Source organism: Pseudomonas sp. Pseusp10, assembly GCF_059492225.1.
Genome location: NZ_CP168528.1, coordinates 6059396 through 6074328, shown reverse-complemented (window position 1 = coordinate 6074328; position 14933 = coordinate 6059396). Strand labels below are relative to the sequence as shown.

At 59.9% G+C, this 14933-nt stretch carries 11 protein-coding genes; all 11 read right to left on the bottom strand.

Annotated elements, in window-relative coordinates; translation table 11 throughout:
* Nucleotides 1-20 precede the first annotated feature (20 nt).
* Nucleotides 21-314, bottom strand: coding sequence for a DUF2845 domain-containing protein (locus tag ACEN8Z_RS27580; RefSeq protein ID WP_108231261.1), 294 nt, complete (start codon nucleotides 312-314; stop codon nucleotides 21-23).
* Nucleotides 314-3271: a DUF748 domain-containing protein gene (locus tag ACEN8Z_RS27575; RefSeq protein ID WP_495596275.1), complete on the bottom strand. Its 2958-nt coding sequence runs from the start codon at nucleotides 3269-3271 to the stop codon at nucleotides 314-316. The genes ACEN8Z_RS27580 and ACEN8Z_RS27575 overlap by 1 nt, the downstream gene beginning before the upstream one ends.
* A gap of 93 nt (nucleotides 3272-3364) precedes the next feature.
* Complete coding sequence (locus tag ACEN8Z_RS27570) at nucleotides 3365-4381, bottom strand: class I SAM-dependent rRNA methyltransferase (RefSeq protein WP_495596274.1); 1017 nt, start codon at nucleotides 4379-4381, stop codon at nucleotides 3365-3367.
* Nucleotides 4382-4564: 183 nt separating this feature from the next.
* On the bottom strand, nucleotides 4565-5434 hold the full coding sequence (locus tag ACEN8Z_RS27565; RefSeq protein WP_495596273.1) for an oxygenase MpaB family protein: 870 nt from the start codon (nucleotides 5432-5434) through the stop codon (nucleotides 4565-4567).
* Nucleotides 5435-5563: 129 nt separating this feature from the next.
* A complete protein-coding gene (acs, locus tag ACEN8Z_RS27560; protein ID WP_495596272.1) occupies nucleotides 5564-7501 on the bottom strand; it encodes an acetate--CoA ligase in 1938 nt (645 codons plus the stop codon).
* Nucleotides 7502-7731: 230 nt separating this feature from the next.
* Nucleotides 7732-9396 carry a glucose-6-phosphate isomerase gene (gene pgi / locus ACEN8Z_RS27555; RefSeq protein ID WP_008004485.1) on the bottom strand — a complete coding sequence of 555 codons (1665 nt, stop codon included), beginning with the start codon at nucleotides 9394-9396 and terminating at the stop codon, nucleotides 7732-7734.
* Between the two features lie 224 nt (nucleotides 9397-9620).
* Nucleotides 9621-10001, bottom strand: coding sequence for an aspartate 1-decarboxylase (gene panD / locus ACEN8Z_RS27550; RefSeq protein WP_003228271.1), 381 nt, complete (start codon nucleotides 9999-10001; stop codon nucleotides 9621-9623).
* 195 nt (nucleotides 10002-10196) lie between these two features.
* Nucleotides 10197-11057 carry a pantoate--beta-alanine ligase gene (gene panC, locus ACEN8Z_RS27545; protein ID WP_008004489.1) on the bottom strand — a complete coding sequence of 287 codons (861 nt, stop codon included), beginning with the start codon at nucleotides 11055-11057 and terminating at the stop codon, nucleotides 10197-10199.
* Complete coding sequence (panB, locus tag ACEN8Z_RS27540; protein ID WP_008004491.1) at nucleotides 11054-11854, bottom strand: 3-methyl-2-oxobutanoate hydroxymethyltransferase; 801 nt, start codon at nucleotides 11852-11854, stop codon at nucleotides 11054-11056. The genes panC and panB overlap by 4 nt, the downstream gene beginning before the upstream one ends.
* A gap of 379 nt (nucleotides 11855-12233) precedes the next feature.
* Nucleotides 12234-12719: a 2-amino-4-hydroxy-6-hydroxymethyldihydropteridine diphosphokinase gene (gene folK / locus ACEN8Z_RS27535; RefSeq protein ID WP_495596271.1), complete on the bottom strand. Its 486-nt coding sequence runs from the start codon at nucleotides 12717-12719 to the stop codon at nucleotides 12234-12236.
* 3 nt (nucleotides 12720-12722) lie between these two features.
* Nucleotides 12723-14123: a polynucleotide adenylyltransferase PcnB gene (locus tag ACEN8Z_RS27530; protein WP_008004495.1), complete on the bottom strand. Its 1401-nt coding sequence runs from the start codon at nucleotides 14121-14123 to the stop codon at nucleotides 12723-12725.
* Nucleotides 14124-14933 lie beyond the last annotated feature (810 nt).

Sequence of the window (14933 nt, the reverse complement as noted above, 5' to 3'; positions counted from 1 at the left end):
CACGTGAATAGGTGACGGCTTCAGTTTCCGCGTTTGCTGGTGATCTGCTTCAGCCGGTTACCTTCGAACCGCAAGTATTGATACATCCCGCCATTGGGTCCGTAGGTCCATTCCTCGACCTGGAACTCCTCGCGCCGATCGGCACTGCGCTTGTAACCCAGCAAGTCGCGGCTGACCGGCTCGCCGCATTTCTGCAGGACCTCACTCGAGCGATCGCCGACGCTGATCAATTGGCTGCCACAGCGCAAGGTATCGGCCGCCCAGGCCTGACTGGCGGATAGCGCCAGAACCAGGCCTGCCAGCCGCCGAATCATCACTCGGCATCCAGATGCATCGGTGTCACTACGCGGCCGTCACTTTGCGCCTCCCCCAGATTGGCGTCGATGAAGTACACACGGTCATCTTCCAGCTGGGCCTTGTCGACCAGATAATCCTTGATGCTGCTGGCGCGTTCCTGGCCCAGTTGACGCAACAGCACGTCGCTGGAGCTCCAGAACTTGATCACCTCGCCACGCATTTTCGCTGTGCGCTCTTCCTTGCCCAGGTCCTTCCATTCGGCAGGGGGTTGGGTTTTCAGGCGGGTGCGGTAGATGCCTTCGAGCAGAGGGCCTTTTTCCCCTTCCGGCACTTCCAGCAACGACGCCTGGGCCGGGACCTTGTCGCCGCGACGCTGGAGCATTTTGTAGTAGTTGTATTGGTATTCACGCTCCAGGCGTTGTTCGGCGATCAGCGGGCCATCGCTGCTCTGGGCGGCGGTGCCTTCGATTTCCAGGCGCAGGGCCGGGCGTTCCTTGAGCGCTTTGGACAGTTTGTCCAGGGCGCCTTCAGCGTCCTTGCTCAGGTCGCTGGAACCGGCTGCGAATGAAACGCTGCCCAGGTCTTCCGAGCCACCACCGTTGACCAGTCCGCCAATGAGTTTGAACGGCGCTGCCGCGGCTTTGACGATCAGGTTGCGCAGGGTTTGCCAGATAATCGGCATGACGCTGAACTGAGGGTTGTTCAGGTCGCCGCTGACCGGCAGTTCGATGGAGATCTTGCCATCGACGTCCTTGAGCAAGGCAATCGCCAATTTCAGCGGCAGGCTCACGGCATCCGGGCTATCGACTTTTTCACCCAGTTGCAGTTGTTCGACCACCACTTTGTTTTCAGCTTTGAGCTGGCCCTTGGTGATCTGGTAGTGCAGGTCGAGGTTGAGCCGGCCTTTGCGGATACGGTAGCCAGCGAATTTGCCGGAGTAGGGCGTCAGTGTGGTCAGTTCCACGCGTTTGAAGCTGGTGGCGATGTCGAGGCTGGCCATCGGGTCGAACGGATTGACCGAGCCCTTGATGGTCACCGGCGCATAGCGATCGACCTTGCCCTTGACGTCGACACCGGCCGGTTTCGGCTGGCGACTGTCAATGGTGCCGATCTGCCCGTTGAGTTGCTGGATGGCGGTGGCGAAGTTCGGGGTCAGGCTGAAGTCGGCGAAGTTGGCCGAACCATCATTGATGAAAATGCCGCCGATGTGGATGCCCAACGGTTTTTCATTGCTGGCCGGTTTGCTCGCCGCCGGTTTTTCCCCGGAGTCCGCCGGTTGCGGGATCAGCAGGTCATCGATGTTGGTGGTGCGATCATCGTTGATCATGAAACGCGCATAGGGCTGGAACAGGTTGATCTTGTCGATCGACAGGCTGTCCCCATGCTGATAGTTCAGGCCTTCGACCACGACCTGTTGCCACTTGAGAAAGTCGCGGGTCTTCAGAGTGTCCAGGGTATGCAACTGATCGACCTGGGCGCGGCCGGTGACGTTGAAGGCCAGGGGCTCGGTGCTTTTCAGGTCGACCGCCAGATCGCTGCCGAGCATGCCGCTGCGCAGTTCCAGGCGAATGAACGGCGTGATGTAGGACTGGGCAACCCGCAGGTCGATATCCTTGGTCTGTACCTTCAGTCTGGCGCTGACCGGGGCCAGGTTGACCTCGCCGTCGGCCATGATCTTGCCTTGCTTGCCCACGCCGGTATCGAGCTTGAGGGTAAAGGGTGAACCGTTGAGGCTGTCGAAGTTTTGCAGGTCGAGGTTCAGCGGGCTCAATTCCAGGGCGACGGCGGGTTGAGCCTTGCGGTCGGCCAGATGCACCTGGTAGTTGCGCAACTGCACGTCCTTGAGCAGCACCTGCCAGGGTTTGCCTGGCGCGGCCGGTTCAGGCTTCGGTGAATCTGCCGCCGCCGGAGCACTGGCCGGTTCGGCATCCGCCTTGGCTTTGGCAGCAGGTTTTGACGGTTGGCTGGCGAACAGTTTCTGCCAGTCGAGTTGGCCGTCCGATTCCAGCGCGGCCCAGGTTTCCAGTTTGTTGCTGCGGATCTTGCCGACCACCACTTGCTGTTTGGCCAGATCCACTGTGGTTTCGCTGACGTCCAGGCGCTCAAGCTTCACCAGTGGCCGGCCATCCGGGGCCTTGATTGCGAAGGGTGCGATGTTGACTGCCAGATTGCTCAGCAGCAGCTCGGTTTCCTTGGCCAGGTTGAACTTGTAGTCGGTACTGATGCTCATGACGCCGTTTTCGAGGTCCAGTGGCACGGCATCGCGCACATAGGGCCAGAAGGCTTTCATCTTGCCATCGGTGATTTTCAGCTTACCTTCGGAGGCGATCGGGATCAGGCTGAAGTTGCCGGTCCAGTCGATCTGTCCGCCATTGGGGCCGACGGCCACCAGGGTCATGTCGGCGCTGTCATCGGGCAGGGTGCTGAGGTTCTTCAGCTCGAAATCGAGTGTGTCGTAGAGAAACTCGATGGGCTCACTGGGCCGGGCATCTTCAAAGTGTACGGCGCCGCCCGCCAGTTTGATCCGCTCGATGCGCAGCGGAAACGGCTTGGCATTCGGGTCGGCGGGTGTGGGTTCGCTCGCTGGCAGCTTGAACAGCCCAAGCAGATTGAGTTGGCCGTCCTTGCTGAACAGGATTTCGGTCTTTGGCTTGTCCAGTTCGACATCGGACAGGTGCACCGCCTTGGTCCACAGGCTGTCGAATTGCAGATTGGCGTACAGGCGTTCGAAGGCGACCTGCTCCTTGCCGGGCTCGCCGATGTTCAAGCCCCAAAGGGTCAGTTCAAGGCTGAACGGATTGAATTCGATCCGCTGGATCGTGGCGGGGATGGTGGCGTAGTTGGCCAGTTGCTGGTTGGCAACGCGCAACGCGACACCCGGTAAAATCAGAAAACCCAGCAAGCTGTAGAGGGCCAGAGCAGTCAACAAGGCGCCGATGGCGCGAATCAATCCTTTGTACATGTGCGGCGTCATCTGTCTGATTCGGAGTGCGTTGGAGTATGGCACGCGTTTCCGGTTCCGAAGTGATCGGCCTGTTCAGGAAATTCAAGATTTCTCCCACAGCGCTCAGAGCTGCAAAATCAGGGTTTTCAGCGGTGGTTGCTGATCCATCGACGGGAAGTCGGCGCCTGGCTTCATCACGCTCCACTCACGCACCGGCCGCCCGGCCTTCTCTGCGCAACGCAAAACCTGCTCGCGCCAGTCGTCCATGCTGACTTTCGCCAGGTTATTGCAGCAGATCAGCACACCGTTATCAGCGGTGGTCAGCAGGGCCGGTTTGAGCAGGCTCTGGTAGTCGCGCAGCAGGTCGACGGTGCCGAATGCGCTCTTGGCCCAGGCCGGAGGGTCCAGCAGTACCAAATCGTACTGGCGCTGCTCCAGGCGCTGATAGCTCGGCAGTTTTTGCCCGCGACGCTGGCTGATCGGCAGGCCGGCCAGTTGGCGAATGGCCGGGAAGTAGTCGGACTGGATAAATTCCATGGTCGGCAACTGCGGATTGAGTACACCGTTCTCCCGACCGACCGCCAGGTTGCCTTCGGCGAAGTCCAGGTTGCACACCTCGCGTGCGCCACCGGCGGCGGCACTGAGGCCGACACCACAGGTGTAGGCGAAGAGGTTCAGCACGCTTTTGTTCTTGCTGTGATCCTTTACCCAGCCGCGGGTATTGCGCAGGTCGAGGAACAGCAATGGGTCCTGTCCGGCATGGCGACCTCGCACCCGATAGTTCAGGCCCCATTCGTGGCCGACCAGATCTTGCAGGGCGGCTTCGTCGGCGCGGTAGACGATGTCTTCGCGATCGATGCGCGAATTGCCACGGGAGCGGTCGTTGTAGACCAGCAGGGTGTCAAACCCTAGATGTTGATTGATCGCTTCGTGCAGTTGCAGCAGTTCCTCGCGCAACAGCGATTGGTGGAAGCTCTGCACCATCAGTTGCGGACCGTAGCGGTCGATGGTCAGCCCGCCGGCACCTTCCTGGCTGCCGTGGAACAGGCGATAGCAATCGGTGCCTTGCTGGTGCAGTTCGGCGAGCAGGTCTTGGCGTTGATCGAGGGCGGCGCGCAGCGCCTGATTCAAGGAAGACATGCTGGGCGCCTTGCAGGAGAGAATTGGGCGCGGGAGTTTAACAGTTTTGGCGCGGGACCGAGGCGCGGCCTTCGCGAGCAAGCCCGCTCCCACATCGGATTTTCTGTGAACATAAAACCTGCATTCGACATAGATCCAATGTGGGAGCGGGCTTGCTCGCGAAGCTTTTGATCTTTGTTCTTTCTAAGTAATCCCCATCCGCCGCTTCGCCCGCTGCACCGATCCGTTACGCACCGCCCAGCGCAGCATCGGCGCACTGCGATTGACGCTGGCGCGGATCAGCTTGCGTTGCAGCGGGTTCTGGCTGACGCCGAGCATATCGCTGGCCCAGTCCGGCAGCAGATCGATCCCGGCCTGCATCATCAAACCACCGAAAGGCTTGGCCAGGCGGCTGGGGGCGGGGGCGTTCAACAACAGGCGCAAGACTTCCCGACTGCGTTCGTCGCACAGCAACTGTGGACGCATGCGCTCAAGGTAGTCGGCAATTTCCTGCCGCGAGCGGGGCACATCCCGGGCCCCGAGTCGCTCGGCGATCAGGGCAATTTCAGCGTAGTAGCGATCCTGATCGGCCAGGGACAGGTGCGGGTTGCGATAGCGCAAATGCGCGGCCAGGAAGTTGCTGACTTCTGCCACGTGCACCCACGTCAGCAATTCGGGATCGCTGGCGGCGTAGGCGCGTCCGTCCGGTGCCGTGCCAGTGATCTGCAAATGGATGGTGCGGACTTTTTCGATCAGCCAGTCGGCGTCCTGTCGAGAACCGAACGTGGTGCCTGAGATGAACTGCCCGGTGCGGCGCAAGCGGCCGAGCATGTCTTCTCGAAAGTTCGAATGGTCCCAGACCCCGGCCAATGCCAGCGGGTGCAGGGCCTGCAGCATCAGGGCGCTGATGCCACCGATCAGCATGCTGCTGAAATCACCATGGACTTGCCAGCTCACCGAGTCCGGCCCGAACAGCCCGGGGTCGCCCTTGGGGTTTTCCAGGTCGAGTTTGCCCAGGGACAATCCGCTCAGGCTCATGATCTGGGTTTCGATGCGGGTGCGGATGAATTCCATGGCAACTCAATAGGTTCTGTAGGAGCGAGCTCGCTCGCGATGGACGTTAACGATAACGCGTATTTCCTGAATATACGCGGCGCGCCTGAGTTCATCGCGAGCGAGCTCGCTCCTACAGAGGGCAGTACGTTACCGGTTCAGGCGTTTGTCGATCAGGCCCTGCACCACGCTCGGGTCAGCCAGGGTCGAAGTATCACCCAGGCTGTCCAGTTCATTGCAGGCGATCTTGCGCAGAATGCGCCGCATGATCTTGCCTGAGCGGGTTTTCGGCAAGGCCGGCGCCCACTGGATCAAGTCCGGTTTGGCGAAACTGCCGATTTCCTGGCTGACGAGGGCCAGCAATTCTTTCTTCAGTTCATCGTTGGTTTCGACGCCGTTCATGGGCGTGACGAAAACATAGATGCCCTGACCCTTGATGTCGTGGGGGTAACCGACCGCAGCGGCCTCGGCGATGCTCTCGTGCAGCACCAGCGCGCTTTCCACTTCGGCGGTGCCGATACGGTGGCCGGATACGTTGATCACATCGTCGATGCGCCCGGTGATCCAGTAGTCGCCATCCTCATCGCGCCGAGCGCCGTCACCGGTAAAGTAGTAGCCGGGGTAGGGCTTGAAGTAGGTGTCGACCATGCGCTGGGGGTCACGATAGACACTGCGGATCTGCGCCGGCCAGCTGGACTTTATGGCCAGTACACCGCTGCCGGCGCCTTTGATTTCCCTGCCTTGCTCGTCGAGCAGCACCGGTTGCACGCCGAACATCGGTTGTGTGGCGCAACCGGGTTTGATCCGCCGTGCACTGACCAAAGGACTGAGCATGATGCCGCCGGTTTCGGTCTGCCACCAGGTATCGACGATCGGGCAGCGCTCTTCGCCGACCTCATGGAAGTACCATTCCCATGCTTCCGGATTGATCGGTTCGCCGACCGTACCGAGTAGCCGGATGCTGGTGCGAGATGTTTGCTTCAACGGTTCGGGGCCTTCGCGCATCAGTGCGCGCAGCGCCGTCGGGGCGGTGTAGAAAATGTTCACCTTGTGTTTGTCGATCACCTGCCAGAAGCGCGAGGTACTCGGGTAGCTCGGTACGCCTTCGAAGATCAGCGTGGTCGCGCCGTTGGCCAGCGGGCCGTAGACGATGTAGCTATGGCCGGTGACCCAGCCGACGTCGGCGGTACACCAGAAGACTTCGCCGTCGCGGTAGTCCAGCACATACTTGAAGGTCATCGCTGCTTGCAGCAGATAGCCGCCGGTGGTGTGCAACACGCCTTTGGGTTTGCCGGTGCTGCCGGAGGTGTAGAGGATGAACAGCGGGGCTTCGGCGTCCATCGGTTCGGGCGGGCAATCGGCGCTGGCATCGCGCAGGGCCTGCTGATACTGGATGTCCCGTCCTTCGACCCAGTTCACTTGTCCTTTACTACGCTCGACCACCAGCACGGTGCTCACGTCCGGGCAGCTTTGCAGCGCCTTGTCGACGTTCTGCTTGAGTGGCACGACCTTGCCGCCACGCACGCCTTCGTCCGCGGTAATCACGGTGCGGCAGTCGGCGTCGAGAATACGGTCACGCAACGAGTCCGGGGAGAAGCCGCCGAACACCACCGAGTGCACCGCGCCAATGCGGGTGCAGGCCAGCATGGCGTAGGCCACCTCGGGAATCATCGGCATGTAGATGCACACGCGGTCGCCTTTTTTCACGCCACGGCTTTTCAGCACGTTGGCCAGGCGGCAGACGTTTTCATGCAGTTTTTTGTAGGTGATCGATGTGGAGTCGGCAGGGTTGTCGCCTTCCCAGATGATGGCGACCTGATCGCCGCGTTTCTCCAGGTGCCGGTCGATGCAGTTGTAGCTGACGTTCAATTGCGCACCGGCAAACCAGCTGGCCTCACCTGTTTTCAGGTTGTAGCGCTGGACGGTTTCCCAGGGCGCGCTCCAGTCGAGAAAACGCGTGGCCTGTTCGGCCCAGAAGGAGCTGGGGTGTTCGACGGATTCGCGGTACAGGCGCTGATAGTCGTCTTGACTCAATTGTGCAGCCCGGCGGACGGCATCGGCTTTGGGGAACTTGCTGATATCGAACATGACGGTTCCTTATTCTTGTTTTGCGACAAAGATAAAGATGCGCCGAGAGGTCAATGGGTTCAAGTCGGATGCAAAACAACTGTGGGAGCGGGCTTGCTCGCGAAGAGGCCGGTACATTCAACATTCTGGTTGACTGAACCACCGTCTTCGCGAGCAAGCCCGCTCCCACATTGGATATTGGTTGCCCACAAAGTTTGTACTCAATACACACTTTGTGGGCAGGCTTCAAATCAACCGCGGTGACGACCACGGAAGTAATTGATCAGCCCTTGGGTCGAGGCGTCCTCGGCCGGGGTTTCTTCGCTGCCGACCAGACGGTTGTAGACGCCTTTGCCCAGCTCTTTGCCCAGTTCCACACCCCACTGGTCGAAGGCATTGATGCCCCAGATCACGCTTTGCACGAAGACTTTGTGTTCGTACATCGCCACCAGTGCGCCGAGGCGACGCGGGCTGATGCGTTCGACCACCAGGGTGTTGCTCGGACGGTTGCCCGGGATCACCTTGTGCGGCGCGAGTTTCTGCACGTCGGCGTCACTCATGCCTTTGTCACGCAGCTCGGTTTCGGCCTCGGCAAGGGTCTTGCCGAGCATCAGCGCCTGGCTCTGCGACAGACAGTTGGCGTACAGCCACTGGTGGTGGTCGGACACCGGGTTGAAGCTGACGATCGGCACGATGAAGTCGGCCGGGATCAATTGGGTGCCCTGGTGCAGCAACTGGTGATAGGCGTGCTGACCGTTGCAGCCGACGCCGCCCCAGATCACCGGCCCGGTGTCGGTGGACACTGGCTTGCCGTCCTGGCGCACGCTCTTGCCATTGGACTCCATGTCCAGCTGTTGCAGGTGCTTGGTGATGTTACGCAGGTAGTGATCGTACGGCAGGATCGCGTGGCTTTGCGCGCCCCAGAAGTTGCCGTACCACACGCCGAGCAAGGCCAGCAGCACCGGCATGTTCTGTTCGAACGGCGCGCTCTGGAAGTGCTGGTCCATGGTGTAGGCACCGGACAGCAACTCCTTGAAGTTGGACATGCCGATGGCCAGGGCAATCGGCAAACCGATGGCCGACCACAGCGAGTAGCGCCCGCCGACCCAGTCCCACATCGGGAAGATGTTCTCTTCGCGGATGCCGAACGCTACGGCGGCGGCGTTGTTGCTCGATACCGCGATGAAGTGACGATACAGCTCGGCTTCCGAACCACCCTGGGCCAGATACCAGGCACGGGCAGCCTGGGCGTTCTTCAGGGTTTCGAGGGTGTTGAAGGATTTCGACGAGACGATGAACAGCGTGGTCTCGGCGCGCAGCTTCATGGTCAGTTCGTGGAACTCGCTACCGTCGATGTTCGCCAGGTAATGGCAACGCACGCCTTTCTGGGCGTAGGACAGCAAGGCTTCGGACACCAGCTCCGGGCCGAGGAAGGAACCGCCGATGCCGATGTTGACCACGTCGGTGATCGGCTTCTCGGTGTAACCGCGCCACAGACCATCGTGGATACGGCCGACAAGGTCGGTGATCTGGTTCAGCACCTTGTGCACTTCCGGCATCACGTTGACGCCATTGACCGACAGCTTGTCGCCGACCGGGCGGCGCAGAGCGGTGTGCAGGGCTGGACGACCTTCGGAAGAGTTGACGATTTCGCCGTCGAACAGCGACTTGATCGCGCCCTTGAGGTCGACTTCGTTGGCCAGGCCCACCAGCAGATTGCGGGTCTCGGCGTTGATCAGGTTCTTCGAGTAGTCGAGAAACAGACCGCAGCTGCTGAGGGTGAATTGAGTGAAACGCTGCGGATCGGCATTGAAGGCCTCGCGCATGCTGAAATCCTGCATGGCTTGGCGGTGGTCATTCAACGCTTGCCAGGCAGGCAGAGCGGTAACGTCGTGAGGAGTGCGGTAGTACGCCATCGCTGCGGGTTTCCTTTTTACTTGAACGGCCTTTTGAACACTAAAAATCCCGGAGCGCTATGGGGGGGCGTTCCGGTCAACTGCGTCGACACGATTTCATGGCGCAGGGCGAATACAGTAAACCCCGCGCAATGATCTGTCTTGACTTTGTCTGACCTGTTTCCGGTACTTTTTTAACATCGAAGTCAGGAGCGGTCCGACAAACGGAAGAGACAGGACTCGGATCAGGCGACCTGGACCGGAATGGCGTTGCTGGTATGGCTCAGTTCATTGCCCGGCGCCATATAGAGCATGCGCGGCTTGAAGTTGAGCAGTTCGGCTTCGCTGTAGTGTGCGTAAGCGCAGATGATCACGCGATCGCCAACCTTGGCCTTGTGCGCGGCGGCACCGTTGACCGAGATCATGCGCGAACCTTCTTCGCCGCGGATGGCGTAGGTGGTGAAGCGCTCGCCGTTGTCGACGTTGTAGATCTGGATCTGTTCGTACTCACGGATGCCGGACAGGTCCAGCCATTCACCGTCGATGGCGCAGGAGCCTTCGTAATCGAGTACAGCGTGGGTGACTTCGGCGCGATGCAGCTTGGCTTTGAGCATGATGGCGTGCATGAGTGTTTCCCAGGTCGGAATCGAACGGCGGGCAGTTTGCCCGAAGGGTTTGTGGGCGGCAATACAGTCTGTTTGGGCACAGAAGTCCCACTGTGGGAGCGAGCTTGCTCGCGATGAGGGCCTGACATTCAACAGGTGTGCTGGCTGACAGTCCGCTATCGCGAGCAAGCCCGCTCCCACAGGGTTTTTTGGTGTTTAGACGGGCGCGTCGAGGTTCAGGTGCAGGTTGTCGATCAACCGCGTCGTACCGAGGAACGCCGCCACCAGAATCACCAGGTCACGATCCTGCGCCGTTGCCGGGCGCAGGGTCAGTGCATGGCGGATTTCCAGATAGTCAGGACGCAGGCCAGCCATTTCGAGCTGTTTGATCTGTGTGCCGATCAGCGCCGGGTAATCGCGTTCGCCCTGCTTGATCGCCTCGCTGATCACATTCAGCGTGCGGTAGACCACCGGTGCCACAGCGCGCTGCTCTTCGTTGAGGAAGCCGTTGCGCGACGATAGCGCCAGGCCATCGGCCGCCCGTACAGTCGGCTCACCGATGATCTGGATCGGCATGTTCAGGTCATGTACCAGCGCGCGAATCACCGCCAGTTGCTGGAAGTCTTTCTCGCCGAAAATCGCCAGGTCCGGCTGGACCATGTTGAACAGCTTGCTGACCACCGTCGCCACGCCTTCGAAATGCCCCGGACGGCTGGCGCCGCACAGTCCTTCGGACAATTGCGGGACACTGACACGGGTCTGGCCGGTCATGCCGTCGGGGTACATCTCTTCAACAGAGGGGGCAAACAGCAAATGGCAACCGGCCTGGAGCAGTTTTTCCTGGTCGGCGGCAAGGGTGCGCGGGTACTTGTCGAGGTCTTCGCCAGCGCCGAATTGCAGCGGATTGACGAAAACGCTCGCGACCACGAAGTCCGCCCGTTGAGAGGCTTTGGTCACCAGCGCAACGTGGCCGCTGTGCAGGTTGCCCATGGTCGGTACAAAGGCGATGCGTTTGCCTTCGCTACGGGCACGGGCCACGGCGGCCCGCAGTTCGCGTACGGTTTTTACAGTGTTCATGCAGAGAATCCGTGTTCGATCCCAGGGAAAGTCGCCGCCTTGACTTCAGTCACGTAGGCATTCAGTGCAGCTTCAATGCTGGTCTGGCCAGTCATGAAGTTTTTCACGAATTTTGGCACGCGGCCGGTAATGGACAGCCCCAGCATGTCGTGCAGAACCAGCACCTGGCCATCCGTGCGATTGCCGGCGCCAATACCAATCACCGGAATCTTCACCGCCTGGGTGATTTCTTCTGCCAGTTCGCTCGGGACGCACTCGAGCAGCAGCATTGCCGCGCCAGCCTGCTCCAGGGAAATTGCGTCGGCACGCATCTGCCGCGCCTGGTTTTCGTTGCGCCCCTGGACCTTGTAGCCGCCGAGGATGTTCACCGATTGCGGGGTCAGGCCCATGTGCGCGCAGACAGGGATGCCACGCTCGGCCAGCAGGCGGATCGAATCGGCCAGCCACAACGCTCCTTCAACCTTGACCATGTGCGCGCCGGCCTGCATCAACTGGGCGCTGTTGGTCATGGCTTGCTCGGTGGTGGCGTAGGCCATGAAAGGCAGGTCGGCGAGGATCAGGGCATCGCTGTTACCGCGTTTGACGGCGGCCACGTGATAAGCCATTTCTGCGGTGGTGACAGGCAACGTGCTGTCGTGGCCCTGCAAAACCATGCCGAGGGAGTCGCCCACCAGCAGCACTTCGACGCCGGCCTGATTACAGGCATGGGCGAAGGTCGCGTCGTAGCAGGTCAGCATGGTGATCTTTTCACCTTTTTGCTTCAGACCTTGCAGTGTGGTCAGGGTGATGGCTGGCATGAAAAGTTCCTCATTCAGGCGCTGTGGAAACTACTGCGAGTAACGCGCGTGATTCTTCGTTAAATACAGGCGCACGTTCTGTTGTCGTGCTTTTAAGGCCTGGATTGCGCCCTTGAACACCGTGTTGGCGGCAGCGGGACGCCTATAGTCGTGAGGAGAACGAGGGAAGTCAATTGCGTGTGTTACCGCATTGTTACGGGTGGGGTGTTACCGGGGTAACTGATGCGATTCAGCAGCAGATCTTGTGCTCGACACAAAACCAATGTGGGAGCGGGCTTGCTCGCGAAAGCGGCCTGACAGTCAATTTTTATGTTGAATGTTAAATCGTCTTCGCGAGCAAGTCGGATCGCCGCACCGCCACTCCCACAGGGGGGGTGGGTCAGTTCGGGGGCAGGCGTTCCAGGCCGACGAACGGGCATGCCTTGAGCAGTTCGGCCAAGGTCCGGCCATCGGCCAGTCGCAGATCCGCAGGTGCCAATTCCGCCAGCGGATACAGCACGAAGGCCCGTTCCTGCATGTGGTAATGGGGAATCTTGAGGCGCGGTTCGTCGATCAGACGATCACCGAACAGCAATATGTCGAGGTCTAGCGTACGCGGCCCCCAGCGCTCAAGGCGCTCGCGACCCTGGCCGTTTTCGATGGCCTGCAAGGCATCGAGCAAGTCCAGCGCTGCCAGCGTGCTGTCGAGAGCGGCCACCGCATTGGTGTAGCGTGGTTGTCCGGGTAGCAGCGAGTCACTTTGATAAAACGCAGAAACCCCGACCAGCTCCGATTGTGGCAATTGCGCCAGCGCCTCGACGGCGCTGCGCAATTGTTCGGCAGGGTCAGCCAGATTGCTGCCCATGCCGATGTAGATGCGTTCCATGGATTACTCGCCCGTGGTGCTCGAAGCGCCGGCGGCGCGTTTGCGCTTGGAGCCGCCGCTGCGGCGACGCTTGCGCGGGGCGCCGGTGCCGTCTTCCTTACCGCTGAGGTCGCGGATCATGTCGCGGCGCTCGCTTTCATTGGCGTCCTGATAGTCGGTCCACCATTCGCCGAGGCCGTCAGTCTGCTCGCCTGCACTCTCGCGCAGCAGAAGGAAGTCGTAACCGGCACGGAAGCGCGGATTGTCCAGCAACAGATCGGCACGCTTGCCGCTGCGGCGCGGCAGGCGTTCCTGCATGTCCCAGATCTCGCGGATCGGCATGGTGAAGCGTTTCGGAATAGCGATCCGCTGGCACTGTTCGGCAATCAGCTCGTGTGCCGCTTCCTGCATCGCCGGAATCGGCGGCATGCCACGCTCCTGCAGGCGCAAGACGCGGGCCGGCAGGGCAGGCCAGAGCAGGGCTGCAAACAGGAACGCCGGGGTGACCGGTTTGTTCTGCTTGATCCGCAGGTCGGTGTTGATCAGCGCTTCGCTGATCAGGGTGTGGGTGTACGTCGGGTTGTATTCCAGTGCTTCGGCGCTGGCCGGGAACAGTGGATCGAACAACTGCAGGTCGACCAGCATTTCAAACGTATCGGCGGCATGGCCGGAGAGGAACAGCTTGAGCACCTCTTCGAACAGGCGGGCCGACGGGATTTCGCGCAGCATCGGCGCCAGGCCGCGGATCGGCAGGGCGCTGTGCTTTTCGATGCCGAAGTTCAGCTTGGCGGCGAAACGCACGGCCCGCAGCATCCGTACCGGGTCTTCCTGGTAGCGTTGCGTCGGATCGCCAATCAGGCGGATCAGGTGGTTGCGGATGTCGTGTACGCCGTTGGCGTAGTCGAGGATGCGTTCGCTGACCGGATCGTAATACAGGGCATTGATGGTGAAGTCGCGACGTTGCGCGTCTTCTTCCAGGGTCCCGTAGACGTTATCGCGCAAGATGCGCCCGCTTTCGTTGCGCGAAGACTGGTTGCTGTCTTCCTCGTCTTCGTTCTGCGGGTGATTGGCGCGGAAGGTCGCGACTTCGATGATTTCGCGGCCGAAGTGGATGTGCACCAGCTTGAACCGGCGCCCGATGATTCGCGCGTTACGGAATTCGGCCCGTACCTGCTCGGGTGTGGCGCTGGTGGCAACGTCGAAATCTTTCGGTGTGATACCCAGCAGCATGTCGCGCACGCAACCGCCAACCAGGTAAGCCTGATAACCGGCGCTCTGCAGGCGTTCAACGATATTCACCGCGTAACGGCTGAATTGCGCCTTCTGCAGCGAATGTTGGCCGCTGTTGAGCACTTCAGGCGTGCTGCGAATGTGTTGCGTAGGACGCTTGGGAGAACGGAATGACTGGAACAGCTTCTTCAGCATGGGATGCACTGTTTGAAGGAATATTCGGCCATAACAGAAGAATGACCGCATGATGGGCGGGGATTCTAGCATTTAGTCGGGGGATGGTGTAGGACACAGCAGATATGAGCTGTAGGTCCGTAGGAGCGAGCTTGCTCGCGATGGACGTGAACGATGACGCGTTCAGCCAGATTCCCAACTGCGCCTTCAGGTTATTCGCGAGCAAGCTCGCTCCTACAGGTACAGGTACAGGTACAGGAAGCGGGTATGGGGGGGCTTGAATCGCAGAAACCACAAGGGGAGCCGAAGCTCCCCAAGAAGTAGTTGCATGCTCTATTTTTATTTTTGGTTTCGGGCTTCTTGTTTTTGTTGAGTGCCCTCGTCATGAAGCTTTCCTTCATGACCCTCCCAATCGGGAGCCAAGAGCAAACGGATTGCTTTGGTCGCTGAATTGCAGTGATCTTTCGATCCAACCAGTACAGGCTCTGTCTTAAGACAGTTTTTTGTTGTTCTCGGCCTGGTCGTGGGGCTAGCCCCAAATACAACGCCTCTCCAAAAGAATCAGTTAGCTGCGCCTCTCGCCGTCTTGTTTTTATTGTGCGTGAGTCGATTCGTCTTATTTTTATTGTCTTGTGCATTGCTTGTTATTGTTCTTGTATCAAACATATAGCAGGGTGCGTGCCAACTTTTTAGAAACCCAGTAAAACAAGGGGTTAGGCCGATTGCCAGGCGTTTTGAGGGCCAAAAAAAGCCGGGGCTTCGTTACCGTAAGCCCCGGCTTCTGTTACGTGAAAAAGCTGAGGTAACAGTTTTTCCACAATGTCACGTGTT